General features: G+C 67.7%; 18 protein-coding genes. 2 read left to right on the top strand and 16 right to left on the bottom strand.

Translation table 11 applies throughout. From position 1 onward, the window contains the following. Window position 1 precedes the first annotated feature (1 nt). The 5 genes from rodA to EO170_RS10110 all read right to left on the bottom strand — a co-directional run bounded on the left by rodA (window position 2) and on the right by EO170_RS10110 (window position 6,150). A complete protein-coding gene (rodA, locus tag EO170_RS10090; protein ID WP_104583771.1) occupies window positions 2-1,120 on the bottom strand; it encodes a rod shape-determining protein RodA in 1,119 nt (372 codons plus the stop codon). Next, window positions 1,117-3,177 (bottom strand): penicillin-binding protein 2, encoded by a 2,061-nt coding sequence (gene mrdA / locus EO170_RS10095; protein WP_104649223.1) that lies wholly within the window; start codon window positions 3,175-3,177, stop codon window positions 1,117-1,119. The genes rodA and mrdA overlap by 4 nt, the downstream gene beginning before the upstream one ends. A gap of 3 nt (window positions 3,178-3,180) precedes the next feature. Continuing rightward, window positions 3,181-3,666 (bottom strand): rod shape-determining protein MreD, encoded by a 486-nt coding sequence (mreD, locus tag EO170_RS10100; RefSeq protein ID WP_104583769.1) that lies wholly within the window; start codon window positions 3,664-3,666, stop codon window positions 3,181-3,183. Then, a complete protein-coding gene (gene mreC, locus EO170_RS10105) occupies window positions 3,663-4,931 on the bottom strand; it encodes a rod shape-determining protein MreC (RefSeq protein WP_126944593.1) in 1,269 nt (422 codons plus the stop codon). The genes mreD and mreC overlap by 4 nt, the downstream gene beginning before the upstream one ends. Window positions 4,932-5,103: 172 nt before the next feature. After that, window positions 5,104-6,150 carry a rod shape-determining protein gene (locus tag EO170_RS10110; RefSeq protein WP_006452025.1) on the bottom strand — a complete coding sequence of 349 codons (1,047 nt, stop codon included), beginning with the start codon at window positions 6,148-6,150 and terminating at the stop codon, window positions 5,104-5,106. Window positions 6,151-6,437: 287 nt separating this feature from the next. On the opposite strand from EO170_RS10110, the gene EO170_RS10115 reads away from it, so the two are divergent. Both EO170_RS10115 and EO170_RS10120 read left to right on the top strand, forming a co-directional pair. Next, the gene (locus EO170_RS10115) at window positions 6,438-7,370 is read left to right on the top strand and encodes a carbohydrate kinase family protein (RefSeq protein WP_104649225.1); all 933 of its coding nucleotides are present in this window, start codon (window positions 6,438-6,440) and stop codon (window positions 7,368-7,370) included. A gap of 250 nt (window positions 7,371-7,620) precedes the next feature. Further along, on the top strand, window positions 7,621-9,594 hold the full coding sequence (locus tag EO170_RS10120) for a sigma-54-dependent Fis family transcriptional regulator (protein ID WP_104583766.1): 1,974 nt from the start codon (window positions 7,621-7,623) through the stop codon (window positions 9,592-9,594). A gap of 111 nt (window positions 9,595-9,705) precedes the next feature. On the opposite strand, the gene EO170_RS10125 is transcribed toward EO170_RS10120, so the two are convergent. The 11 genes from EO170_RS10125 to ubiE form a co-directional block, all read right to left on the bottom strand. Further along, on the bottom strand, window positions 9,706-11,997 hold the full coding sequence (locus tag EO170_RS10125; protein WP_164740992.1) for a TonB-dependent receptor: 2,292 nt from the start codon (window positions 11,995-11,997) through the stop codon (window positions 9,706-9,708). Window positions 11,998-12,148: 151 nt separating this feature from the next. Beyond that, a complete protein-coding gene (locus EO170_RS10130; protein WP_115675998.1) occupies window positions 12,149-13,255 on the bottom strand; it encodes an S-(hydroxymethyl)glutathione dehydrogenase/class III alcohol dehydrogenase in 1,107 nt (368 codons plus the stop codon). 35 nt (window positions 13,256-13,290) lie between these two features. Further along, a complete protein-coding gene (locus EO170_RS10135) occupies window positions 13,291-14,352 on the bottom strand; it encodes a beta-propeller fold lactonase family protein (protein WP_126944599.1) in 1,062 nt (353 codons plus the stop codon). Continuing rightward, entirely contained in the window at window positions 14,349-15,005 is a 657-nt protein-coding gene (locus EO170_RS10140) for a c-type cytochrome (protein ID WP_164740993.1), read from the bottom strand. The genes EO170_RS10135 and EO170_RS10140 overlap by 4 nt, the downstream gene beginning before the upstream one ends. 25 nt (window positions 15,006-15,030) lie before the next feature. Continuing rightward, window positions 15,031-16,806, bottom strand: a complete 1,776-nt coding sequence (locus EO170_RS10145) for a quinoprotein dehydrogenase-associated putative ABC transporter substrate-binding protein (protein ID WP_126944605.1) — start codon at window positions 16,804-16,806, stop codon at window positions 15,031-15,033. Next, window positions 16,803-18,821 (bottom strand): methanol/ethanol family PQQ-dependent dehydrogenase, encoded by a 2,019-nt coding sequence (locus EO170_RS10150; RefSeq protein ID WP_343134522.1) that lies wholly within the window; start codon window positions 18,819-18,821, stop codon window positions 16,803-16,805. Before EO170_RS10150 ends, EO170_RS10145 begins: the two co-directional genes overlap by 4 nt. Before the next feature lie 629 nt (window positions 18,822-19,450). Beyond that, window positions 19,451-20,074 carry an HAD family hydrolase gene (locus EO170_RS10155; protein WP_115675990.1) on the bottom strand — a complete coding sequence of 208 codons (624 nt, stop codon included), beginning with the start codon at window positions 20,072-20,074 and terminating at the stop codon, window positions 19,451-19,453. A gap of 150 nt (window positions 20,075-20,224) precedes the next feature. Beyond that, complete coding sequence (locus EO170_RS10160) at window positions 20,225-20,944, bottom strand: hypothetical protein (RefSeq protein ID WP_126944608.1); 720 nt, start codon at window positions 20,942-20,944, stop codon at window positions 20,225-20,227. A 638-nt stretch (window positions 20,945-21,582) separates the two neighbouring features. Continuing rightward, window positions 21,583-23,538, bottom strand: a complete 1,956-nt coding sequence (locus EO170_RS10165) for a M1 family metallopeptidase (RefSeq protein WP_206514005.1) — start codon at window positions 23,536-23,538, stop codon at window positions 21,583-21,585. 240 nt (window positions 23,539-23,778) lie between these two features. Next, a complete protein-coding gene (locus EO170_RS10170) occupies window positions 23,779-24,669 on the bottom strand; it encodes a GGDEF domain-containing protein (RefSeq protein WP_024940237.1) in 891 nt (296 codons plus the stop codon). 217 nt (window positions 24,670-24,886) lie between these two features. Continuing rightward, the gene (gene ubiE, locus EO170_RS10175) at window positions 24,887-25,648 is read right to left on the bottom strand and encodes a bifunctional demethylmenaquinone methyltransferase/2-methoxy-6-polyprenyl-1,4-benzoquinol methylase UbiE (protein ID WP_016903622.1); all 762 of its coding nucleotides are present in this window, start codon (window positions 25,646-25,648) and stop codon (window positions 24,887-24,889) included. Between the last annotated feature and the right edge of the window lie 68 nt (window positions 25,649-25,716).

A 25,716-nucleotide genomic window follows, 5' to 3' on the forward strand; every position in this document is an offset into this window, starting at 1 on the left:
CTCAGTACCCGTGCACCGGACGGTGCGTCTTGACCGCCATCACCAGGCCCAGCCCGGCCAGCAGCGACACCGCCGAGGTGCCGCCGTAGCTCATCAGCGGCATCGGCACGCCCACCACCGGCAGCAGGCCGGAAATCATGCCGCCGTTGACCAGCACGTAGACGAAGAAGGCCAGCCCGGTGGCGCCGGCGACCAGGCGCGAATAGGTGTCGCGTGCCTGCGAGGCGATCCACAGGCAGCGCGCGATCACGATCAGGTACAGGCTGAGCACGGTCGCCACGCCGATCCAGCCGAATTCTTCACTGAGGACCGAGAACGCAAAGTCGGTGGTCTGTTCGGGGATGAAGTTCAGGTGCGACTGCGACCCCAGTCCCCAGCCCTTGCCGTCGAAGCCACCGGAGCCGATCGCGATCTTGGACTGGATGATGTTCCAGCCGGCGCCCAGCGCATCGTTTTCCGGGTTGAGGAACATCATGATGCGGTCCTTCTGGTACGGCCGCAGCAGCCAGAACCAGGCCACCGGCGCGGCCGCCGAGACGCCGCCCACGCCCACCGCCACCCACCACCACGGCAGGCCGGCCAGCAGCAGCACGAACACCCCGCTGGCGGCGATCAGCACGCCGGTGCCGAAGTCCGGCTGCAGCATGATCAGGGCGGTCGGCACGCCGATGATCACGCCGGTCACCAGCACGGTGGAGATGCGCGGCGGCAACGGCATGCGGTGCAGATACCAGGCCGCCATCATCGGCAGGCTGATCTTGAGCAACTCGGCCGGCTGCAGGTAGAACAGTTTCAGATCCAGCCACTGGCGGCCGTATTTGCCGGTGCCCAGCGCAAATACCGCCAGCAACGGCAGCATCGACAGGCCGTACACCCATGGCGTCCAGGCGCGCAGGCGCAGCACCGACATGCGCGAAATGCCCCACATCGCGGCCAGGCCGATGACAAAGCGCACGGCTTGCGCCATCACCAGGTGATCGCCGTTGGCGGCGCCGCCGGCGCTCTTGAGCACCGACAGCCCGATCACCATCAGCGCCCCCAGCGCCAGGCACAGCACCCAGTCCAGGCTGCGCGTGAAGCGCGCCACCATGTCCACCAGCCAGCGCAGGATGTCACTCAATGGTCGGTCTCCTGGACCGCATCGGGCACATCCGGCACCACCGGCTGCGCCGGCGTGTTGGGGTCCAGGGCCACCGCGGTCTGGCCGATCACCACCGGCAACTCGGCCAGCGTGGCTGCGGCCGCATCGCCGGCCTGGCGCGCATCGGTGGCGCCGGCTTCGAACTGGTTGACGCCCACCGCGGTCATGCCCAGCTCGCTGTCCAGCGGCTCCAGGCCGGCGGGCAGCTTGCCGAGCAGCCAGGCGTCGAAGATCTTGCGTGCGATCGGCGCGGCCGAACTGGTGCCGAACCCGCCGCCCTCCACCGCCACCGCCACCGCGATGACCGGGTTGTCGGCCGGGGCGAAGCCGACGAACAGGCCACGGTGACGCAGATGCAGCGGCAGGCTGCGCGGATCCACCGCGGCCACACCCTTGCGGCTGACCACCTGCGCGGTGCCGGTCTTGCCGGCCATCTGGTAAGGCGCGCCGGGGGTGATCGCATAGCCGGTGCCGCCCGGACGCATGGTGTCCATCATGCCCTCGCGCACCACCTGCAGGTGCGCCGCGCTCGGGCTGATCGGCTTGCCCGGCGGCTGGATCATCGGCTGCCAGGGGTGGTCGAAGCCGGTGCGCTCCTCCAGCACCAGGTGCGGGCGCAGCAGCAGCCCGCTGGCGATCGCCGACACCCCGCGCGCCAGCTGCAGCGGCGTGACCTTCCAGTCACCCTGGCCGATGGCGATGTTGACGGTGTCGCCGGGGTACCAGCGTTCCTTGCGGGTCTTGTACTTGTAGGCCGGCGACGGCAGGATGCCGCCGATCTCGCCGAGTAGGTCCACCCCGGTCGGTTGACCGAAGCCGTACTCGGCCATGTAGTGGTCGAACCGGTCGATGCCCATGTCCACCGCCAGGCGGTAGTAGTAGGTATTGACCGACTGGGCGATCGACTTGCGTAGATCGGTCCAGCCATGGCCGCCGCGGTGCGAGTCGCCCCAGCCGCGGCTGACCCCGGGCAGGTAGAACATGCCGGTGGACAGCACCCGGTCTTCCGGCCGGCGCAGGCCGCTGTCCAGCCCGGCCAGCGCGATCAGCGGCTTGAGCGTGGAGCCCGGCGCCACCCCGCCCAGCACCAGCCGGTTGAACTGCGGCCGCGACGGGTTGTCGTTGAGCATCTTGAAGTCGGTATGCGAGATGCCGTTGACGAACAGGTTGGGGTCGTAGCTGGGCAGGCTGACCATGCCCAGGATCTCGCCGGTGCGCGGGTCCATCGCGATCGCCGCGCCTTCGTGCTCGCCGAACGCGGCCACCATCGCGCGCTGCAGGTCGGCATCCACCGACAGCCGCAGGTCCGCGCCCGACTGCGGCGCGACCCGGCCGACGGTGCGGATCGCCCGCCCCTGCACATTGGTTTCGACCTGCTCGTAACCGACCTGGCCGCGCAGATCCTGCTCGTAGTAGCGCTCCAGCCCGGACTTGCCCATGTGGGTGAGCGCGGCATTGCCCTCGCCCAGCACTGCCAGGTCCTTCTCGTCGATGCGGCCGACGTAGCCGATGATGTGCGCGAACAGCGGGCCGTACGGGTAGCGCCGGGTCAGGTACGGCTCCAGCTCCACGCCGGGAAAGCGCCAGCGCTCCACCGCAAAGCGCGCCATTTCCTCATCGCTCATGCGCAGCTTGAGCGTGACCGGCAGGAAGCTGCGGCGCGCGCGGCGCTCGCGATTGAAACGTTCCAGGTCCTCCGGCGCGATCGGGATCACCTTGCCCAGCGCGGCCAGCATGGCGTTCATGTCGGTGACCTTGTCCGGGGTCACGTCCAGGCGGAAGGCCGGCACGTTCTCGGCCAGCAGCCGGCCGGTGCGGTCGTAGATCATGCCGCGCCCGGGCACCACCGGCTTGGGCTTGATGCGGTTGGCTTCCGAGCGGGTGGCGTAGACCTCGTGGTCGAGCACCTGCAGCTTGAAGTACCAGCCGCCCAGGCCGACCAGGCAGATCACCACCATCACAAAGCCCAGCACCGCACGCCGGCGGAACTGCTCGGCCTCCGCGTGCGGGTTCTTGGGGTGACGACGCCCGTGCATGGCTTACTTCTTGCTCCGCTTGCCCAGCCGTACCGCATCCAGCAACACGAACAGCGGCGGCCACAGCGCCATGCCCAGCAGCGGCGCCCACCAGTAGCTCCACGGCAGGGTCGGCTCGCCCACCGCCAGATGCACCGCCGAGGAGACGATGCGGTCGTTGAGCAGCAGCCCGCCGATCGCCAGCGCCTGCTGCGAGACCGGGAAGAAGCGCATCCGCGCGCGGAAACGCTGCAGGATGAAGGTCATGATCACCAGCCGCAGCGCCTGTTCGCCGAGCAGCCCGCCATACAGCAGGTCGGCCAGCACGCCGGCCACGAAGGCGATGCCCAGCCCGACCCGGTCCGGCTCCTCGATCACCCAGTACGCCAGCACCAGCGCCAGCCAGTACGGACGCAGCGGCTGCACCACCACTGGCAGCGGCAGCAGGCCCAGCACCAGCGCGATGAGGATGCTCGCCGGCAGGATCCAGGTGTTGCGCATGCGGGTCATTGCTCCGTCTCCTGCGGAGACGGACGGGATTGGGGATTGGGGATTGGGGATTGGCTGGAAGCTGCGCCCTGCGGCGGGGCCGGACGGGAATCGGGATTGGGGCCGTTGGATGGGGTCGATGAGGGACGGCGGGCGGGCGTGCTGGCCGGGCGGCCGGACGCTGGCGCGCGGGTCGGCTGCGCGCCGGGCGTGGCAGATGTCGATGCGGACCGTGAGCGCCGCGCGGTGCTGGTGCCCGATGCCGCGTCGGCCGTCGAGCGTGCCGGATCGATCGCTGCATCGGACACTCCGCCCGCCGGCGTGCGTGGTGTTGCGGTCACCGGCGCGCTCGCTGGCGCGCTGGTGGTCGCTGCCTGGACACCGTTGCCGTTGCCGTTGCGAATCCCGTCTCCCGAATCCCCAATCCCGGCCCCAGGCACCACCCGTAGCGGCTTGCCTGCACGCAGCAACAGCACATCGCGCCCGCGATCGAGCTTGGCGGCCGGGGTCAGTTCGCCGACCAGGAAGGCGTGGGTGTCGTCCGGATGCAGTTCGGACACCTTGCCGACCGGGAAGCCGGCCGGGAAGCGACCGCCGAGGCCGGAGGTGACGATCTCATCGCCCACCTGCACGCCGGCACTGAGCGGGATGTCGCGCAGTTCCAGCCGGTCGCCGCGGCCGTAGACGATCAGGCGCACGCCGTTGCGCGCCACGCTGACCGGCACCGCGTGGTCGGGGTCGGTCAGCAGCAGCACGGTCGAATGCAGCGGAGTCACCTCGATCACCTGGCCCATCAGCCCGCCGGCATCGATCACCGCCTGGCCCATCAGCACGCCATCGCGGCTGCCGGCATCCAGCAGCAGGCGCTGCCGGGTCGGGTCCAGGTCGATATCCAGGATCGGCGCAAGCTGCACGTCCAGGCCGCGGCGCTCGGCCACGTTGAGCAGTTCGCGCAGCTGCGCATTGTCCAGCGCGGCGGTCTGCAGACGGGTCAGGCGCGCATTGGCCACCAGCAGCTGGTTGCGCAGGTCGCGGGTTTCTTCCACCAGTTGCGCGTGGGTGGCGGCGTTGTCGCGCACCTGCGAGCCGATCCGCCCCGGCAACCCGGCCACGGCCCAGATCGGCTGGATCAGCAGGTTGGCCTGCAGGCGCACCTGGCTCAGCCAGCCCCCCCGGCTATCGAGCGCGATCAGCACGATCGCCAGCACCAGATAGACCAGCAGCCGCAGCGTGGAGGTGACTTCGCCCGGACGGGAGGCGACGGGAGGACCGGCGTAGGAGGGCACTGTCAGGGCCGGGATTTGGGAGTCGGGATTGGGGATTCGTGGAGCGGTTGGCTGCCCCCGATACGGATGCGGCTAAAACGTGAACTAGCGGAACTGCCGCGCAGTCCTATCGGGCCGTAGGCAGGAACCGCTGTTGCGAATCCCGAATGCCGACTCCCCAATCCCGGATCCATCACTCCGGCGCGAAGAACTCGTTGCCATGCATGTCCACCAGCTCCAGCGCGCGACCGCCGCCGCGGGCCACGCAGGTGAGCGGGTCGTCGGCGACCTGCACGTGCAGGCCGGTTTCTTCGGAGATCAGGCGGTCCAGGTCGCGCAGCAGCGCGCCGCCACCGGTGAGCACGATGCCGCGCTCGGCCACGTCGGCACACAGTTCCGGCGGGGTCTGCTCCAGCGCCAGCTTGACCGCCGAGATGATGCCCGACAGCGGCTCGTGCAATGCCTCGAGCACCTCGTTGGAGTTGATCTTGATCATCTTCGGCACGCCTTCGGCAAGATTGCGGCCGGAGATTTCCATCTCCTGCACCTCGTCCTGCGGGTAGGCGCAGCCGATCTGCAGCTTGATGCGCTCGGCGGTGGCTTCACCGATCAGCATGCCGTGGTTGCGGCGCACGTAGTTGGTGATCGACTCGTCGAAGCGGTCGCCGCCCACGCGTACCGACTGCGAGTAGACGATGCCGTTGAGCGAGATCACCGCCACCTCGGTGGTGCCGCCGCCGATGTCGATGACCATCGAACCGCGCGCCTCGGTCACCGGCATGCCGGCACCGATCGCCGCAGCCATGGGTTCTTCGATCAGGTAGACGTCGCGTGCGCCGGCTTCTTCCGCCGATTCCTTGATGGCGCGGCGCTCGACCTGGGTGGAACCGGCCGGCACGCACACCAGCACGCGCGGGCTCGGGCGCAGGAAGCGCGACTTGTGCACCTTCTTGATGAAGTGCTTCAGCATTGCCTCGGTGTAGGTGAAGTCGGCGATGACGCCGTCCTTCATCGGGCGGATCGTGGTGATGTGGCCCGGGGTGCGGCCGAGCATCTGCTTGGCCTCGGCGCCGACGGCAGCCACCGAGCGCGTGCCGCCGATGGCGCGGTCCTGACGCACCGCCACCACCGAAGGTTCGTTCAGCACAATGCCCTGTCCGCGCACGTAGATCAGCGTATTGGCCGTGCCCAGGTCGATGGACAGGTCGTTGGAGAACATGCCGCGGAGTTTCTTGAACATCGAGGGAGCCGTTCCTGAAAGAGTCGCTTGCCCTGTCGCCGATGCAGAACCAACTGGTCGATAAGCGGGCAGAAAACGAAGTCCACTAGCCTAGCAATCCCCCCCCGGTGCGGGCAAGGAAAAATCGGCCGTTTCGGCGTGGTTTTCATGTGCCGGTCACGCCGGGCATGGCATGCGGTTGTGGCCCTGATCGATCGCAGCCGTTACCCTTTGCGCCGCGGCGCTCGCGCCGTCCCGCCGCCATGCCGGCAACTGGCGGGTATTTCCCAACGCAAAGGCCCGACTCGATGTCCGCACTGATCTGTGGTTCCCTCGCCTACGACACCATCATGGTGTTTCCGGACCAGTTCAAGAACCACATCCTGCCGGACAAGGTGCACATCCTGAATGTGTCGTTCCTGGTCCCGCGCATGCGCCGCGAGTTCGGCGGTTGCGCCGGCAACATCGCCTACAACCTGCATCTGCTCGGCGGCGCGCCGATCCCGATGGGCACCGTCGGCCAGGATTTCGGCCCGTATCGCGAACACTTCGAGGCGCTGGGCATCGACCTGTCGCGGGTGAAGATCATCGACGAGCTGTTCACCCCGCAGGCCTTCATCACCACCGACCACGACAACAACCAGATCACCGCCTTCCATCCGGGCGCGATGATGCGCAGCTACGAAAACCATGTGAAGGACGTGCCGGGCGTGACCCTGGGCCTGGTCGGCCCGGACGGGCGCGAGGGCATGATCCAGAATGCGGAAGAGTTCGCTGCCGCCGGCATTCCCTTTATCTTCGATCCCGGCCAGGCGATGCCGTTGTTCAACGGCCCGGAACTGCGCCAATTCATCGAACAGGCCGACTACGTGGTGGTCAACGACTACGAGTCCAACCTGCTGCAGGAACGCACCGGCTGGAACGAAAAGGACATCGTCTCGCGCGTGCAGGCCTACATCACCACGCAGGGCCCGAAGGGCGCGCTGGTACATACGCCGGAAAAGACCTACGACATCCCGCCGGCGCACGAGCGCCGCGTGGTCGATCCGACCGGCTGCGGCGACGCCTTCCGCGCCGGGCTGATCTACGGCATTCAGGGCGGCTACGACTGGCTGACGATCGGGCGGATGGGCAACCTGATGGGTGCGCTGAAGGTGGAGCATCCGGGCACGCAGAATCAGCGGTTCGATTTCGGCGAGTTCAATGATCAGTTCAAGCAGCAGTTCGGCTACGCGCTCTGACGCGGCACCGCCGCTGATCAGCGCTTTGCCCTTCTCCCATCGGGAGAAGGTGCCCCGCAGGGGCGGATGAGGGTACGAGCGAAGCCTCGTGCAGGTTGAACGGCACAAGGCTTCGCACCGTACCCTCACCCCAACCCCTCTCCCGCAGGAGAGGGGCTCGTCTGCACCGCAATTTGCTGCAATGCAGTTTGAGCATGGCAGCGATCTGTGCCTCTACTGACGCTTCGCGCCCACTGAGGAACGCTGGCCCATGTCAGAGCCAAGCGTTGTCGCCGCCACGTCCATCGCCCTGCCCGAGATCGAACCGGATGCGCTCCGGCAGATCCGCCGGCTGCGCGACATTGCACCGCTTGCCGCACCACTGTCGCGCTCGTGGCGGCGCTGCCTGGACGATTACGCCTTGTTGCCCGAGGCAGCCCCCGAGCCGCTGGTGCACGATGCGCTGCACGTGCGCGAGCGCCAGCAACGCCTGGGCGATGTGCTGCGCATTGCCAAGGTGGAGATGGAAAATCTCTACGAGCAGATCGCCGGCAGCGGCTATGCGGTGATCTTTGCCGACGCCGAGGCGACCGTGCTGCACAGCGTGCACGACCCGACCCTGCTGCGCGAATTCCGCCAGGCCGGTCTGTTCTGCGGCGCCAGCTGGGCCGAGTGCCATCAAGGCACCAACGGCCTGGGCACCTGCGCGGCCGAGCGCACTGCGGTGAGCGTGCATCGTGGCGAACATTATCTGACCCGCCATCTGCCGCTGTCGTGCAGCGGCGCGCCGATCCTGGACCCGCACGGCGGCCTGCTGGCGGTGCTGGATGCCTCCACCCCCAATGCGCAGGACGGCAAGCAGACCCAGCGCCACACCGTGGCGCTGGTGAGCATGTCGGCGGCGCAGATCTCGCGCTCGCATTTCCTCAACCAGTTCGGCCATGCCTTCATCCTGCGCTTCCATAGCCGGCCCGAGTTCGCCGGCCTGCTGCACGAGGCGCTGATTGCGATCGACACCGACGGTCGCGTGCTGGCAGTCAACGAGGCGGTGCTGGAGCAACTGGGCAAGCTCGATCGCAGCCAGCTGGTGGGCCGCAACATCGCGCAGGTGATGCAGCTGGATTTCGACACCCTCGAGCACCGCGCCGGCAGCGATGCCGGCACCTTGTGGTCGATCCGCTGCGCCTGCCACGGGCGGCGTTTCTACGCGCTGGTGCGCCCGCCGCGTGCGCGCCCCGCGCTGCCGGCGGTGGGCGGGCCGGCGCAGCTGGCGCCCGATACCGAGCTGCAACCCGGCGAGCACGTCGGCTCGGACTCGCGCATGCGCCACAACCTGGCCAATGCGCTGAAGCTGGCCGCACATCGCGTATCGATCCTGCTGCGTGGCGATACCGGCACCGGCAAGGAGGAATTCGCCAAGGCAGTGCATCGTGGCTCGCCATGGGCCGGCGGCGCCTTCGTGGCGATCAACTGCGCGGCGATTCCCGAGGCGTTGATCGAGAGCGAATTGTTCGGGTATGCGCGCGGCGCGTTCACCGATGCCGCGCGCGAGGGCCGCCACGGCAAGTTGCTGCAGGCCAGCGGCGGCACGCTGTTCCTGGACGAAATCGGCGACATGCCGCTGCCGTTGCAGAGCCGCCTGCTGCGTGTCCTGGAAGAACAATGCGTCACCCCGCTGGGCAGCGAACGCGCGGTGCCGCTGGAGCTGCACGTGATCAGTGCCAGCCACCGCGATCTGGCGCAGCGGGTGGCGGCCGGCGAGTTTCGCGAGGATCTGTATTACCGCCTCAATGGCGTGGTGCTGCATCTGCCGCCGCTACGCGAACGCAGCGACAAGGCCGAGCTGATCCGCACCCTGCTGCGCGAGGAGAACAGCGAGCACAGCGTGCGCATCAGCGAAGAAGCGATGCACAAACTGCTGAGCTACGCATGGCCGGGCAACCTGCGCCAGTTGCGCAATGTGCTGCGCACGGCGGCGGTATTGTGCAGCGACGGGGTGATCCGCCTGCCCAACCTGCCGCAGGAAATCGTCGATGCCGGCAGCGCACCGTGCCTGGTCGATGGCCGCGCGGTGGCCGCCGACGACATGCCCGGCCGCGTCGCACTCGACCAGGCCGAACGCCTGGTGCTGCAGCAACAACTCGAACGCCACCGTTGGAACGTCAGCCGCACCGCCGATGCCTTGGGTATCAGCCGTAATACGCTGTATCGCAAGCTGCGCAAGCACGGCCTGGATACCGGTTGAATGTGGCGGTGGGATTGGGGAGTGGGCATTGGGGATTCGTAAACGCCACCGCAGCGGCTGTGCTGGCATTGGATGTTGCCAATCCCCAATGCCTACTCCCCAATCTCGGCTTCAGAGCGCCCAACGCACCCCGATCAGATACTGCCGCGGTACGCCCGGTGCGAGAAACCGCGCCGGGCCGGCTTCCGCCGGCGCATCCTGCGGGCGCGCCAGTTCGCCTTCGGGGAACACGTCTTCGGCCACTGCCGCGTAGGTTGCATAGCGGCGGTTGAAGACGTTGTCGACGCGGGCGAACAGCGACAGCCGCGCACTGACTTGCCAACGCGCCTGCAGATCCACCAGCGCATAGCCGGCGGTGCCGATGTCGATGCGCGCGGGTGCGGGCTCGCCGTCTTCGGCGTTGTCGACCTGGCCATCCTCGTTGCCGCTGGCCACGCGCCCGGACACCGCCCGCACCCCGACGCCCAGCGTCAGCGCATCGCGCTGCCATTCCACGCCGAGCTTGAGGTTGTGACGCGGCAACGCGGCGATGCGCAGGCCTGGCCGCAAGGCGATCACGCGCTCGCCGGACAGCAGCTCGCCATCGCTGCGGTAGGTCGCATCCAGAAAGCTGTAGCCGGCCGACCAGTACCAGTTGCCGCTGTGCAGGCGCAGCGCCAGGTCCGCACCCTGGTAGCGGGTGCGGCCGACATTGTCGAAGTAACCCAGCTGCGTGTCCGGCGCGCGCAGGAACAAAATATCGTCGCGATTGTCGGCGCGGTACACCGACACGCTCGCGCTGCTGTCGGTCGACGGTGTCCAGCGCGCACCCAGTTCGTAGGTGCGCGAAACGATCTGCTCCAGGCGCGGGTCGGCCTGCAGGCCGGTCGGCAATCGGCACGGCTGGGTGGGATCGGCGCAGCCCAGCTCGATCGCGGTAGGCGCACGGCTGTTCTGTGCGACCGAGCCGTACAGCGTCAGCCCCGAAGCGAGCCGATGGGTCAGCCCCAACGACGGGTTGGCCTTGGCGTAGACAAAGCGCTCGCGTGGGCGGTCGCCGTCGTCGGCAGTGGAGAGAATGTTGTCCACCACCACATGGTTCCAGCGCACTGCGGCGCTGAGATGGGTGGCCGCGTCCAGTGCCCAGGTGTCGGCGACGAACACGCCCAGCGTCTTGGTGCTGCCGCGCACGCCGGAAAAGAACGCACGCCCGGCATCCGGATCGGCAGCGACCGAGCGGTCCGGCTGCACCCAGCCATCGCGCGCGAATTGCCGATAGCGCACATGACCACGATCGAAGGTCACGCCGGTGCTGAGCGCATGCGCGCCCCATTGCCTGCTCAGGTTGAGCGCAAGCCCCTGCGCCTCCTGGCGCATCTGGGTGGTGTTGAGCGCGCCGGTAGGCAGGGCGTCGGCATCGGCGCGCGCGACATCGCACTCGGCATCCAGCGCACTGCCGTCGGCAGCGTAGCCGGAGGCGCATTCCTCGACGAATTCCTCGTAGTCCTCGCCGATATCGCCATTGACGGTGTCGCGGCGGCCCACCCGCGAATAAGCCAATGCATGCAATGCGGTGTCCGTATCGAAACGATGGTCCAGTTGCGCGGTGAACAGCGTAGTGCGATTGCGGGTGAGATCGGGCGAGGTGTACACCGCGCGGCGGTCGGCGCGATACAGGCCGGGCTCGGGGCCATCGTCGGTATAACGCGTATCCGGCAGCAGGCCATTGCCGATCAGGCGGCTGCGCCCGTGCAGCACCGACAGGCTCCAGTCGGTTTGCTCGCCTTGCTTGCCGAGCTTGCCGAACACCGTTCCCAGGCGACCCTCGGAGGCATCGCGCCAGCCGTTCTCGTCGAAGCCGGTGACCGCGACAAGCCCATGCCAGCCGTCCTGGCTGGCGAGACCATAACTGGCATCCAGGCGCTTGCGCGCACCGCTGCCGATGCTCGCTTCGCCCTGCAATCCCGGCGCGGTGAGGCCCGATGCAGTGGACAGCACCACCGCGCCACCGAGCGTGTTCGGCCCGAACAAGGGATTGGAGCCGGGCATCAGCGTCACCGCATTGATGGCCGACTCGGGCAGCATGTCCCAGCTGACGATGTCGGCGAACGGTTCGTTGAAACGCACCCCATCCAGATACACCGACACGCCCTGCGAGGCGCCCGGCAAGGCGGAAGCGCGAAACCCGTGGAAGGTGAGATCGTTCTGGAACGCGCTGCCCTGCACGTCGTTGCCATCCACGCCGACGAAGCGCCGCTGCAGCAGGTCGCCAAGGTTGTTGCTGCGCCCGCGCGACAACGCGCTGTCGGTGGCCGACTGCACCATGTAAGGCAGTTGCGCCGCGTCGATGGTGGTGCCGGGAATCGGTGTGGCGGTGACCTCGATGCGGTCCAGCCAGGTCACCTGCGGCGCGTCTTCGGCCATCGCAGTGCCGATCGTACCAGCGCACAGCAGCGCTGCGCAGGCGCAGGCAAGCCGATGTCGTTGCAATGCATCGCGGCCATGGTGTGCGACGCGAAGCGGCGGTGTGCTGCGATCCCACGGTAAGTGATGCGTCGACCTCATGTCGTCTCCCTCAATAAAGCACGATCGATTTGATGCCACGCGCCGCGCGTAGATCCGCCAGCGCCTGATTGATGTCGTCCAGCGCCAGGATGCGGGTGATCAACGGTGCCAGCTGCAGATCGCCATGCAGATAGCGCGCGACATAGCCGGGCAACTCGCTACGCCCTTTCACCCCACCGAACGCGCTGCCGCGCCACACCCGCCCGGTCACCAGCTGAAACGGGCGCGTGCTGATTTCCTGCGCGTCGTCGGCCACGCCGAGGATGACGCTCTCGCCCCAGCCCTTGTGGCAGCACTCCAGCGCCGCGCGCATCGCGCCGACATCGCCCACGCATTCGAAGCTGTGGTCGGCGCCGCCGTCGGTGAGGTCCACGATCACCTGCTGGATCGGCGCGCCGTAGTCGCGCGGGTCCAGGCAATCGGTGGCGCCCAGGGCACGCGCCAGCGCGAACTTGGCCGGGTCGATATCCACCGCGATGATGCGCCCGGCCTGCGCCAGCACCGCGCCCTGCACCACCGACAGGCCGATGCCGCCCAGGCCGAACACTGCCACGCAGTCGCCGGGCCGCACATGCGTGCTGTTGAGCACCGCACCGACGCCGGTGGTGACCGTGCAGCCAAGCAGGCAGACCTGATCCAGCGGTGCATCCGGCGGGATCCGCGCGACCGCGATCTCCGGCACCACGGTGTATTCGGAAAACGTGCTGGTGCCCATGTGGTGCAGGATCGGCCGGCCGTGCAACGAGAACCGGCTGCTGCCGTCGGGCATCAGGCCGCGCTCCTGGCTGCTGCGGATCGCCTGGCACAGGTTGGTGCGACCGGAGCGGCAGAACTTGCACACGCCGCACTCGGGCATGTACAGCGGGATGACGTGATCGCCGGGCTGCACGCTGGTGACGCCGATGCCGATTGCCTCGACGATGCCCGCGCCCTCCTGCCCCAGGATCGCCGGAAAGCTGCTCGCCTGCCCGTGCGCCAACGCATGCGCATCGCCGTGGCAGATACCGGTGGCGACCAGGCGCACCAGCACCTCGCCGGGCCGCGGCGGCTGCAGGTCCACCTCTTCGATGGTCAGCGGCTGGTGCGGACCCCATGCCACCGCAGCGCGTGTCTTCATCCGCCCCCCCTGGCGCGCGTCGGCATGGCCGCCGCTCAGCGCGCGATGACCACGCCCCACGGCAGGTCGCCGACGGGGATCTGTTTGATCTCGCGCAACGCGACGGTGTCGATCACGCTCACGGTGTTCGAGCGCCCGTTGGCGACATACAGCTTGTCGCCGGCCGGGGTCAGCGCCGGATTCCACGGCCGCAGCCCCACCGTGATCTCGGCAAGCCTGCGCGCGCTTTGGGTATCGATCACGCTGACCGTGCCAGCACCGCCGTTGGACGCATACAGCCGCGTGCCATCGGCCGACAACGCCACGCCCGCCGTGCGCACGCCGGCCGGCAGGCTGGCGCGGCGTCGGCGCGTCTGCAGGTCGATCACGTCCACCACGTTGGCGGTCTCCTGCGCGATGTAGACGCTGTGCCCGTCCGGCGCGAATGCCATGCCGCGCGGATGGCCGCTGGTGGCGACCACACCGCGCGATCGATGGGTGGCCAGCTCGATCATGTCCATGTCGTTGGAACCTTCGTTGCTGGTGAGCAACCACCGCCCGTCCGGCGTGTAGGCGCAATGCTCCGGCGCCTGCCCGCGCGTGGCGATCACCTGTTGCACGCGGAACTGCGCCGCATCGATCAGCATCACCTGGTTCTGCCCTTCCACGCACACCGCGAACTGCCTGCCGTCCGGCGACAGCGCGATGCCCTCGGCGTTCTCGCCGATCTGCACGCTGCGCAGCACCGCGTCCTTTTCGGTATCCAGTTCGATCAGGCGATGATGCTCGGCATCGATCAGGTACAGATGCCCGTGCGGGCCCGGCAACACCTGCTGCAAGCGCTTGCCCAGTTGCCCCTGCGCGCTGAGCGTGCGCACCACCGTATCGCTGTGCGTATCGATCACCGATACCGTACCGCTGCGTTGATTGGGCACATACGCAAACACCGGCGGTGTCGATGGCGCCGGTGTTGCTGCAGGAGACGCACTCGTCGTTGTCGCCGGCGTGGCCATGGCCGCGGGCGGCTGCGCATCGCGCCGGCAACCGGCCAGGCCCAGCAGCACGCCCAGCGCGGTGGTCGCCAGGACGCGCTGCCACCCGATGGGCGCTGGCCTCATTGCGCCTTGCCCGCGGTCTTGTTGATCGAATGGATGAAGGCGAGCAGTTTCTCGGTGTCGCCCGGCTTGAGCACCGGCGCGAACGGCGGCATCTGCCCGACCACCTTCTCATGCCCGATGCGGGTCTTGCCGTGGGTGATCATCGCGGCGGTGCCCTCGCTGATCAGCGTACGCAAGGTGTCGTCGTCGCTGCCATACACCCAGATGTCGTTGGTCAACGGCGGGCACATGCCGCCGCCACCGGTGCCGCCATGGCAGGCATTGCAGCCGGCCGAGAAATAGATCTTCTTGCCTTCGGCGATCAGTTCGGGAGTGACCTTGACCTCCGGCCCCTTCGGGATCGCCACGACGGTGGCCGGCGCTGCGGGCGGGGTGGCCGGATCCGGTGCAGGCCCGGCGGCCGGGTTGGGCATCCCGGCGGGCGCCGCTGCGGGCACCGGCGCGGCGGCGCCGGTGGCCGGCGCAGGCGTGCTGGCAGCCGGCGGAGCGGCGGCCTCGGACGCGGGCGCTGGCGGCGGTGCGTCCTTGCCGCAGGCGGCCAGCAGCATGCTGAGCATCACCGCGCACAACGGCGCGCGGACGGAATGATCGGAACAACCCACGGTGGACTTGCGCATGAACGAACCTTTCTGGTCGGAGGGAACACCACGCACCCCGTGCGCGCGGCGGGTGACACAGTCATTGCCGGGATGGGTGCCTGGCCTGGGTGAGCAGCGCGGCCAGCGCGCCATCGCCGCGTGCCTGCGCCAATGCGGCGGCGGTCTTGCCGTCGCGATTGCGTGCGGACGGGTCTGCGCCGGCCGCCAGCAAGCGCCTGGCCACCGCCTCGCGCCCGGCCGCAGCGGCCAGCATCAATGCAGTGACGCCAGCCTGATTCGCGTGGCCGACCTCGGCGCCGCCGGCCAGCACCGCATCGAGAATCGCCGGGTCCTCGCGCGCCACCGCAAACATCACCGGGGTGAAGCCGGCGGGATTGGAACGCCGCACGTCCGCCCCTGCCTTCAGCAATGCCTGCACCACGCCGACATCGGCGTAGGCCACCGCCAGCTCCAGCGCGCTCCAGCCGTCGCCGGAGACGGTGTCCACCGACGCACGCTTGCCGAGCAACCTGGCCACACTGTCGGCATCGTTGGCCCATGCGGCTTTCATCAACGCGGTCCAGCCACTGGCATCGCGTGCATCCAGGGCTGCACCGGCATCGAGCAACAGACCGACCAGCTCCGGTTCCTGATTGCGGATGGCCTGGTGCAACGGCGGCTCGCCAAGCAGGTTGGGCCGATTGACATCAGCGCCATGCCGCAACAGCCACGCCGCCCGCACGCCATCGCCGGCATCCAGCGCATGCGCCAGCTCCTGGTTCGGGTCGGCACCGTCGGCGATGCGCAGTTGCAGCTGCGCCAGTTGCTGCGAGGATGCGGCCGGGCTTGGCACCTTGGACACTGGCGTCGGCGTCGCATACGGCCCATGCGCGGCCAGATCGCCGCTCACCACGCACTCGCTGCAGCGCACCAGCGGCACGTGATAGCTGCGCAGGATCTGCGCGATGTTTGCCGCGCTCTGCTGCATCGCCGTGTTCAGGGCATCGCGCAGCTGCGCATTCTTGCGCGACACCGCCCATGCCATCGAATACTCCAGCACCGCATCGTCGATGGTATTGAGCGGCACCACGCCCAGGCCGTTGCGCCGGGCGTAGTAGCCGGCCACCGGGCCCCAGGATTCGGCCGCATCCAGTTCATTGGCGGCGACGCGTTCGACCAGCTTGCCGGGATGTTCTTCCGGCGCGGTGGCCGAGTCGTAGAACAAGTACTGCACCTCGCCGCTGATGCCGTGTTCGTACAGGGCCTGGCGTGCGGGCGAACTCTGGAACACGCCCAGCCGCAGCTTCTTCAGCGCCGGGTCGTCCAGCGAGGCCGGCACCAGATCCAGGCCCTTGCGCGTCACCAGCACATACGCCGAGCGATACAGCGGGCGCGTGGTCAGGCCCTGCTCGAAGTCGCTGTTGAGGTCCATCAGCACGTCGCAGCGGCCGGCAGTGATGGTGCTGCGCGCCAGCCCGCGCTGGTAGTAGGTGCGCCACTCGTATTCCAGGCGACGGCCCATGGCCTCGGCCACCACCTGCGCAATCTTGTTTTGAAAGCCTTCGCCGGCCTTGTTGGACAACGGCATGTTGCCCGGGTCGGCACACACGCGCAGCACCGCGGGATCGGGCGCAGGCAGTGGCGTGCTTGCCGTCGATTGCGCCGAAGCCGGCAGTGCACTGGAGGCAGCCGCCGCTGTGGGCGCCGCTGCGGAATCAGAAGCGCGAGCCGTCGGTGAGGACGGCTCGCGTGTGCAGCCTGCGGCGACGAGTCCGAGGCTGCAAACCACCAGCATCTTGTGCAGATGCCGGGGCATGCCACGCGCACCGGCAGCGAACTGCCGGTGCGCGCCTGCAACGCCTTGCGTGGATCTCATCGTGCGGTCTTCGCGACGGCGTTGGCCGCGCCGCCGCCTGCCGCTGCGGTGGCGGTGGTACCGGCGGTCACGGTCTTGCCCGCACCATCGATACGGAAGCTGTGCACCATGCCGCCGAGCGGGATCTTGTCGAAGCCGGCGCCGAACGCCAGCCCCGCAGCCCCCAGCGCGCCATACGGATCGGACGGATCCAGACCTGCGGCCACCGGCAGGCCGATCCAGCCACCGATGCCGGAGAACACCGCCACGTACTGGTGCCCGTTGGCCTTGTAGGCGATCGGGTTGCCGATGATGCCCGAGGGCAGCTTCATCTCCCACAGCTTCTTGCCGGTGTCTTTGTCCACCGCACGGAACCAGCCGTCCAGCGTGCCGTAGAACACCAGTCCGCCGTCGGTGACCAGGGTGCCGCTCCACACCGGGAACTTCTCCTTGATCTCCCACTTGGATTTGCCTTCCACCACATCGAAGGCCTTGACGATGCCCAGCGCACCGGGCTCGTTGGGCTTCATCATCACGTTGGCGAACACGTAGGGCAGGCCCATCATGGTGTTGCCGCGCTCCTGCGGTTCCAGCTCCATGTGCCAGTTGTTGGTGCCGCAGAAGAACACTGCGGAGTTGGCCGGATCCACCGAGCACGGCTGCTGGTCCTTGCCGCCCATGGCCGAGGGGAAGGCCTGCACTTTCCTGCCGCGTTCCAGCGGCGAATGCGCGGCCACCTTGACCGGGCGGCCGGTCTTCATGTCGATGCGTTCGGCCCAGTTGGCCGGCACGAACTTGTGCGCGCGCAGCAAGGTGCCGTCGCGACGATCGAGCACGTAGGCAAAGCCGTTGCGATCGAACTGCACCACCGAGGGCACCTGCTTGCCGTCGATGGTCAGGTCCACCAGGATCGGCTCGTTGATGCCGTCATAATCCCACTGGTCGAACGGGGTCTTTTGATAACCCCACACCGCTTCGCCGGTATCGATCTTGCGCGCGAACAGCGTCATCGACCACTTGTTGTCATGCTCGCCGTTGTTGCATTCCTCCTGCGAGGTCTTGCCGCAGCGATACGACGGGCTCCACAGGCCGGGATTGCCGGTGCCGTAATACAGCAGCTTCAATTTCGGGTCGTAGCTGTACCAGCCCCAGGCCGCACCGCCACCACGCTTCCATTCGTCGTTGGGAAAGGTCTTGACGCCCAGATCGCCGAGCTGCCCGTGCTGCGGATTGGCCTTGTTGAAATCCGCACCCAGGCAGATTGCCTTGTCGGTGCCGGCCGCATCGCAGGACCAGGCCTGCTTGCCATCGGCCAGGTTGTAGGCGGCCACGCGCCCGAGCACGCCGAACTCGTTGCCGCTGATGCCGGCCACCACCTTGCCGTCGGCGATGATCGGCGCCATGGTGATGGTCTCGCCCTTGTCCGGGTGCGCGAGTTTCTGCTTCCACACTTCCTTGCCGGTCTTGGCATCGAGTGCGATCACATCACCGCTCAGGCTGCCGAACACCAGCTTGCCATCGGCATACGAGGCGCCGCGGTTGACCGTATCGCAGCACGCCACCGCCACCGAGCGCTCGTCCTGCTGCGGGGTGTATTTCCACAGCACCTTGCCGCCGTCGTCCTGCGCCGCCAGGTCGATGGCGAACACGTTGTTCGGATACGCGCTGACCATGTACATGATGCTGCCGATCACCAGCGGCTGGCCTTCGTGGCCGCGCGTGGCATCGGTCTTCATTTCCCACGACATCTTCAGGTTCTTGACGTTGTCGCGATTGATCTCGGCCAGCGGGCTGTGCCGGGTGAGCGCGAAGTCGCGCCCGATGCCGCCCCAGTTGTCCGGATTGCTGGCATTGGTGGTGAATTCGCCATCGGTATCGACCACGGCGGCGGCCGGCGGCGCAGCGGCGGGTGCAGCGGCCGGCGCCGGCGCAGCGGTCTCGTTGGCGGCCTCTTTTTTACAGCCGGCCAGCGCAGCGCTCAGCGCAAGCATGAGCAGCACACTGCTGCGCAGGCTGCGGCAGGAAGATTGGTGCATGTGCGTCTACCCCTCTCGATTGAACAACCAGTCGGTTGAAACATCCCGCGGCGCCGGCGTTGCACCCGCCAGTTGCGTCGCGGACGTCGGAAACGTCGAGAGAGAACGAGCAAACGCCATGCCAGCGTACTGGTGCGACGCACCATGTCGTAGCAGCAGGCATCTGCAGTGATGGCAGTGGCTTGCGCCAGGCGCACTGTCACGGTTCTGGCACAGTTTGCGCCGGTCGTGCTGTGACATGGATGGTGCAGCGGGTGTGGAATTGCCTGTCGGCCAGTGCTGCGCACCTTGCAGGCTTGAGGCGACATAGCTTGCTGTGGCTCGCGCAAGGCAACACCTCACCTCACCGAAGGCCAGCTACGTCGTCGAACGGGGTGCTGCCGCGTTTCCCTTCTCCCATCGGGAGAAGGTGCCCGAAGGGCGGATGAGGGTACGGCGCAGACAGCCGTGTGCTGTCTGGCTTGCTGATGACGCATTGCAAGGTTCAGCGGCGTCCACGCCCGTTCTAGCGCATGTCACTTCCAATGCGATGACGATGTCCTGATCGCAAGCAACCTCCAGCGACACGCGGCCAGTCACACGTCGCGATCCATCCTTCCGCGCGCCTGGCCTACTCGCCAACCCTCACGCTAGCGGTTCCACTGCGCCAGCAACTGCGTGCAATCCTGCAATCGCCAGTCGGCAAGACCCGGCCACGGATCGCCGGGCGTGTTGACCAGCACGGTGCGGGCACCGGCTGCACGACCGCAGGCCAGGTCGTTGTGGTGGTCGCCGACCATGACCAGGGCCGCGCCTTCCACCGACCAGCGTCGTGCAAAGTACTGCAGGCCGTCGGGCGCGGGTTTGGGAGCGGCTTCATCGCGGCCGACGATGTCGTCCCAGGCGAACGCATCGTGCAGGCCGATCGCCTGCAACGTCACCTGCGCCAACGCGCGCGCGTTGCGGGTCAGCATGCCCAGCCGGCAGCCGGCGGCCTGCAACGCGCGCACCAATGCCACTGCACCGGGTGCCGGCTGTGCGGCCTGCGCGAGTTCGCGCTCGTGCGCGAGCAACCACGCATGCTTGGCTGCGGCCTGCTCGGCCGGCAGCGCTGCCAGGTGATGCAGGATGTCCGCCTCGGGCGGGATCTCCAACGTACGCCGGATCAACGCGAAATCATGCACGGCTTCGGTCAGCGTGCCGTCCATGTCGAACACCCAGTGGCGGTAGGTGGAGAGTGCGGGCGTTATTTGTGGGATGGTCCTACCGTCCATACGTGCAAACACTCGAGAGATGGTTGACGCGATACCGCAAGCCGTCGTCAGGTGAACCCACACCTGGCGCATTCACCCCAATGGACCAGCAGTGCATGCCGATGCCGTGCGCCGAGCGCGCGCCTGGTGCCAGGCAGCCGGCGGTCGTGCCTACTTCCAGCCCGGCATCTGGGTGGTCTCAAGGCCGCCCACGTCGAACTCTGCCGTGCGGGTGCCGCCGGCCTTCACCGGGAACGCGATGCTGATGCGCTTGGCGTTGCGCACCAGCTGCCACAGCGCCTTGTCGTCGTCGATGAACATCGCGATCGCTTCGTCGGTATCGGGTCGGTGCGCGGCCATCGCGCGTGGTGCGCCACCATCGGCCGAGACCTGCACCTTGCAGCCGCGATAGCAGTTGAAGTCGCCGGCCTTGAGCACGAGATAGCTGTGGCGCTTCCACTGCGGGTGATCACGAAACACCAGGCTCACCGGCTTGGGGCCGCTGCCGTCGACATCCACGCGGCTCTTGGCATCGATCATCGCCGAGCGCTGCGTGCCGCCCTTGGCCGGCACTTGCGAGTACTGCCACAACGCCTGCATGCGGCGCAGTTCGCGCGCCTGTTCGCCCTTGGCCTTGATGTCGGCATAACCGGGCTCGATGCGTGTGGCCGCCGCCGTGCCGGCGTAGCCTTCCAGCAGTGCCGCGCCATGCGCACGTGCCATGTCCCAGTTTTCGGCCTTCACTGCCTCGTCGTATTGCTTGGCGAGTGCGTCGGCATCGTGTTCCTTGGCTTGCGCCTGCGCGGTTTCCTGCGCCTGGCGTTGCGCCTCGCGATCAGTACAGCCACTCACTGCAGCGACGCACAAGGCCGCAATCAGCAGATACTTCATCGTCGACTCCGGAATGCATGAAAAGCAGCGGCAACGATACCAGCCTGCCCGCATGCCCCGCGATCCGCCGCAAAGCGTAGGAGCGCACCCGGGCGCGACGGGGTTTCACCGGGAAAGCCCCGTCGCGCCCGGGTGCGCTCCTACGGCGGTGATTGCAGGCACGATGCGGCGATGGAAGCGGCGGGCGGGCATGCACCACGGCGCGACTGCACCGTCGGTTCCGGAAGGCATGGACGGCAGCGGCAACGATACCGGCCTGCCGCACCACCCGCGATCAGCCACGCCGCATCGTAGGAGCGCACCTGGGCGCGATCGGGTTTCACCGGGAAAGCCCTGTCGCGCCCGGGTGCGCTCCTACGGCGGTGATTGCAGGCACGATGCGGCGATGGAAGCGGCGGGCGGGCATGCACCACGGCGCGACTGCACCGTCGGTTCCGGAAGGCATGGACGGCAGCGGCAACGATACCGGCCTGCCGCACCACCCGCGATCAGCCACCCTGCATCGTAGGAGCGCACCTGGGCGCGATCGGGTTTCACCGGGAAAGCCCTGTCGCGCCCGGGTGCGCTCCTACGGCGGTGGTTGCAGGCGATTTGGCGATGGAAGCGACGGAGGGCGTCTGCAACGCCCTCCGCTGCCATTACGGCTGCGGCTGCGCCGGCGGTGCCGCCTTGGCCTTGGCGATCATCTCGGCCACCGACGCGGTGGTGATCGGGTGGTAGCCGGGCTTGGCCTTTTCGAAGGCCTGTTCGGCAAAGGCGATGCCGTCCGGGGTCTTCAGCAGTTCTGTGTAGATCGGCAGCACCAGCTTGCGGCGGCCGACGCGTTCGATGAACTCACCGGCGGCGGGGCGCGCATCGGTGTAGCCGCTGCGGATCGCCAGCGGGTACCAGCGCATGGCAATCTCGCCGTTCGGTGTGCCGGTGAAGTGGTAGGCATCATCCAGCTGCTTGAGCTGCTCGGGCTTGAGCGTGGCGCCCATGCCGCTGAGGAAGTGCACCCACTCCTGCGTGCCCCATTCGCCGGTGACCTGCTTGCTCGGCAGCGTGCCGCTGCCACTCCAGGCAATGCGCGCGGTGTCCACGATCGAGAAGCTGCGCGAGCGCGCCTTGGTGGCGAAGGCCGGGATGCCCGGCTGCTTCAGCCACGCATCCACTTCGGCCGCGCTGACCGTGTTGGGATGCTTGTCCAGCAGGTTCTTGTTGAGGTAATCGACGAACTGGTCGGTGGTGGCGCTCTGGAACGCATGATCGTCGAACCAGCCGCGCAGGAACGGGTCGAACACCGCGCGCCCGAAGCGCTGCTCCAGGAACTGCAGGAACCACGCACCCTTGACGTAGGCCACCTGGCTCAGGGCCTCGTCGGGGTCGCGCTCGGCCAGCGGCGGCAATGCCAGCGCCTGGTCGGCCGGCGCCATGTCCTTCACTTCGGCCAGCAGATCGCCCTGGTCGATCTCGCGCTCCATCTCGGCCATCTCGGCGCCATACAGCGCCTCGGTGATGCGCGCCTGCACGTAGGTGGTGAAGCCTTCGTTGAGCCAGATGTCCTTCCAGCTAGCATTGGTCACCAGGTTGCCCGACCAGCTATGCGCCAGTTCGTGCGCCACCAGCGAGACCAGCGACTTGTCGCCGACGATCACCGTGGGCGTGGCGAAGGTCAGGCGCGGATTCTCCATGCCGCCGAACGGGAACGACGGCGGCAGCACCAGCATGTCGTAACGGCCCCAGCGATACGGGCCATAGAGCTTTTCGGCGGCGCCGATCATCTTTTCGGTGTCTTCGAATTCCTTGGCGGCCTTGTCGGCCATGGCCGGCTCGGCCCACACGCCCGAGCGTGCGGAAATCGGCTTGAACACCACATCGCCGGCGGCGATCGCCAGCAGATAGGACGGAATCGGCTCGGGCATCTTGAAGCTGTAATCGCCGTCGCGCGCGGCCTTGGGGTCGTTGTCGGCGCTCATCAGCACCATCACATCCGGGCGCGAGGTCACATGCGCGCTGTAGGTGAAGCGCACGCTCGGGGTGTCCTGCAACGGCACCCAGCTGCGTGCGTGGATCGCCTGCGACTGGCTGAACATGAAGGGCAGCTGCTTGCCTTCGGTCATCGACGGCTCCAGCCACTGCAGGCCGGAGGCGGTCGGTGCGGTGTGATAGGTGATCACGACCTTGGCCGGCTGAGTCGGCGCTTCGATGGTGAGCTTGCTGCCGAAGGTCTTGTCGGCCGGCGCCAGCGCGAACTGCAGCGGTGCCAGGCCGCCCTTGCCGTCGTCGGCCTGCACCTGCGCGATGCTCAGCTCGCGCGTGTCCAGCACCAGTTGCTTGGCGGCCTTGTCCTTCCACTGCAGCGTATAGGTGGCCGTGCCGCCGATCTGCTTGCTGTCGAAGTCCAGCTTCAGGTCCAGCGCCAGATCCTTGATGACCACCAGCTGCGGCTGGGCGTAGGAGCTCTCATCGTGGTTGCGGGCGTCTGCTTTCACGGGGGCCTTGGCAGTGGTGGCCGGCGCGGCGGTGCTGGCGGCCGGCGGCGTGGACTCATTGGAACAGCCGGCCAGCGCGATGGACACGGCCAGGGACAGCGACAGGAACGGGAAGCGCATCGACGGCACCGCAGCGAGGGAATTGGGCATTTTAACGCCACGGGCCTTTGCCTGCCCGTGTGGCGCCAGGCGAGCACCTGGCGGCCGGTCAAGCTGCGGCGGCAAAGGACCACGCCCATGTCGCTGCCTGGGCCGGCGCGAACCGTCTGCGCCCGCCGCAGCGGTAGCGTGATGCATGCCGCCGGTGCGCAGCCGCGCAGCAGCCTGCGGCCCGCCCGCCAGGTGATCTCCGGATCGCGCCTAGACCACCGGATGGCTGCGCGGGCTGTCATGCCCGTCGCGTACCAGACGCCGGCCGCCGGAAAACTTGGCGCGATACATCGCCGCATCGGCGCGGCGATACAGCTCAGTGGCATCCAGGCCCCGCTCGCACACCGCGCTACCGGCGCTCACATGCAGCGGCGCCTCGTCGGCATCCTCGCGTTCGAGCATCGACAGCCATTGATTGAGCTTGAGCGTGGCGTCGTCCTCGCTGGCATGCACACCGATCAGGAATTCATCGCCGCCCCAGCGCCCGATCCAGTCCTGCGCGCCCAGCCAGCCGTAGGCCGACTCCACCAGCCTTACCAGCACGCGATCGCCGGCCAGGTGGCCGAAGCGGTCGTTGATCGGCTTGAGGTTGTCCATGTCCAGCACGAACAACACGAACGGCCAGCCTTCGCGCTGTGCGGCGGTGACCGAATCGCGCATCGCCTGCTCGCAGCCGCGCCGGTTCAAGGCCTCGGTCAGCGGGTCGAACAAGGCATGCTTCTTCAAATCGCGCATGCCGGCGTCGATGCCGCGCAGGCTGCGATTGATTCCGCGCAGCAACCGCCCCAGCTCGTCGTCGCCATGTTCGGGCAGGCTGGGCAGACGTTGGTCGGCGTAATACGCATCCAGGGCGTCGGCGGCGATGCGCAGCGGTGCGAGCAGGCGATACAGCGCCGACAAGGTGGCCGCGGTGCCTGCCAGCGTGGCCAGCAGCGCCACGATCACCACCGACCACAGCGGGCGCCCGCTCAACTCGCTCTGCGCGGCCAGCCAGGCGATCAACAACAGCAGCGGCAGGTGGATGCCGACAAAGGTCACCGCCAGCAGCTTGGCACTGAAGGAGCGGGGAAACACGCGCGACAACCCTGCGTACAAGCGCATCCACGTCTCCGGCAAAAGAGCGCCTAGTGTCGCCGACCGTTGGTGGAGCCGACGCGACGGGAGTCTCAAAAGTTTGTCGGCAAACGCACACGCGCAGACTGCAATCGTGCGGCAAGCGAACACGAGCATGGCCTGCCCGTGCGGTGCCCGGCGTGCGGTGTCCGGCGCATGCTGCGCGCCGGACCGGACACTCAGATCACGCTGCGTCGGATCCGGTTCAGATCTTGTAGCCGGAATGGATCGCCACGATGCCGCCGGTCAGATTCTTGTAGTGGCAACGCGCGAACCCGGCCTCGCCCATCATGCCCTTGAGCGATTCCTGCGGCGGGTGCTTGCGGATGCTCTCGGCCAGGTACTGGTAGCTGTCGGCATCGCGTGCGAACAGCTGGCCCAGCCTGGGCAGGATCTTGAACGAGTGGAAATCGTAGATCGGCTTGAACCAGTCGGCGGTGACTTCGGAAAATTCCAGCACGCGCGCCTGCCCGCCCACCTTCAACACGCGGTACATCTCGCGCAGCGCGGCGTCCTTGTCGGTGACGTTGCGCAGGCCGAAGGAGATGGTCACCAGATCGAAGCTCTGATCCGGGAACGGCAGCGCCTCGGCATTGCATTGCACGTAGTCGAAGCCGGCCACCAGGCCGCGGTTGGTCAGCCGGTCGCGGCCCACCGACAGCATGCCGGCGTTGATGTCGCCCAGCACCACCGCGCCTTCGTTGCCGACGCGCTCCTTGAGCAGCACGGCGATGTCACCGGTGCCGCCGGCCAGATCCAGCACACGGTCGCCCGGCTTCACCTGCGCGGTCGCCACGAAGTAGCGTTTCCATGCGCGGTGCACGCCCAGACTCATCAGATCGTTCATCAGGTCGTAATTGCGCGCGACCGAGGTGAACACTTCGCCGACCAGCTTCTGCTTGTCCTTGGCAGCGACATCGCGGAAGCCGAAATGGGTGGTACCGGAGGTATAGGGGGATTCGCTCATGGGCGGATTATCGCACTGCTGACGCCGCCATGACCGCAACCGGACCACAATCGCTGTCTCCCCTGCGA

Source organism: Xanthomonas sp. BRIP62409, from assembly GCF_003992965.1.
Classification (GTDB): Bacteria; Pseudomonadota; Gammaproteobacteria; order Xanthomonadales; family Xanthomonadaceae; genus Xanthomonas; species Xanthomonas euroxanthea.

What these genes read in the sequence shown, in the direction of transcription:
- EO170_RS10120 (WP_104583766.1), top strand. Translation starts at nt 7,621, where the DNA reads ATGTCAGAGCCAAGCGTTGTCGCCGCCACGTCCATCGCCCTGCCCGAG.
- EO170_RS10145 (WP_126944605.1), bottom strand. Translation starts at nt 16,806, where the DNA reads ATGAGATCCACGCAAGGCGTTGCAGGCGCGCACCGGCAGTTCGCTGCC.
- EO170_RS10110 (WP_006452025.1), bottom strand. Translation starts at nt 6,150, where the DNA reads ATGTTCAAGAAACTCCGCGGCATGTTCTCCAACGACCTGTCCATCGAC.
- EO170_RS10135 (WP_126944599.1), bottom strand. Translation starts at nt 14,352, where the DNA reads ATGAGGCCAGCGCCCATCGGGTGGCAGCGCGTCCTGGCGACCACCGCG.
- EO170_RS10115 (WP_104649225.1), top strand. Translation starts at nt 6,438, where the DNA reads ATGTCCGCACTGATCTGTGGTTCCCTCGCCTACGACACCATCATGGTG.
- EO170_RS10155 (WP_115675990.1), bottom strand. Translation starts at nt 20,074, where the DNA reads ATGGACGGTAGGACCATCCCACAAATAACGCCCGCACTCTCCACCTAC.
- EO170_RS10150 (WP_343134522.1), bottom strand. Translation starts at nt 18,821, where the DNA reads ATGCACCAATCTTCCTGCCGCAGCCTGCGCAGCAGTGTGCTGCTCATG.
- EO170_RS10125 (WP_164740992.1), bottom strand. Translation starts at nt 11,997, where the DNA reads ATGGCCGAAGACGCGCCGCAGGTGACCTGGCTGGACCGCATCGAGGTC.
- ubiE (WP_016903622.1), bottom strand. Translation starts at nt 25,648, where the DNA reads ATGAGCGAATCCCCCTATACCTCCGGTACCACCCATTTCGGCTTCCGC.
- mrdA (WP_104649223.1), bottom strand. Translation starts at nt 3,177, where the DNA reads ATGCACGGGCGTCGTCACCCCAAGAACCCGCACGCGGAGGCCGAGCAG.
- EO170_RS10130 (WP_115675998.1), bottom strand. Translation starts at nt 13,255, where the DNA reads ATGAAGACACGCGCTGCGGTGGCATGGGGTCCGCACCAGCCGCTGACC.
- EO170_RS10170 (WP_024940237.1), bottom strand. Translation starts at nt 24,669, where the DNA reads ATGCGCTTGTACGCAGGGTTGTCGCGCGTGTTTCCCCGCTCCTTCAGT.
- EO170_RS10165 (WP_206514005.1), bottom strand. Translation starts at nt 23,538, where the DNA reads ATGCGCTTCCCGTTCCTGTCGCTGTCCCTGGCCGTGTCCATCGCGCTG.
- mreD (WP_104583769.1), bottom strand. Translation starts at nt 3,666, where the DNA reads ATGACCCGCATGCGCAACACCTGGATCCTGCCGGCGAGCATCCTCATC.
- EO170_RS10160 (WP_126944608.1), bottom strand. Translation starts at nt 20,944, where the DNA reads ATGAAGTATCTGCTGATTGCGGCCTTGTGCGTCGCTGCAGTGAGTGGC.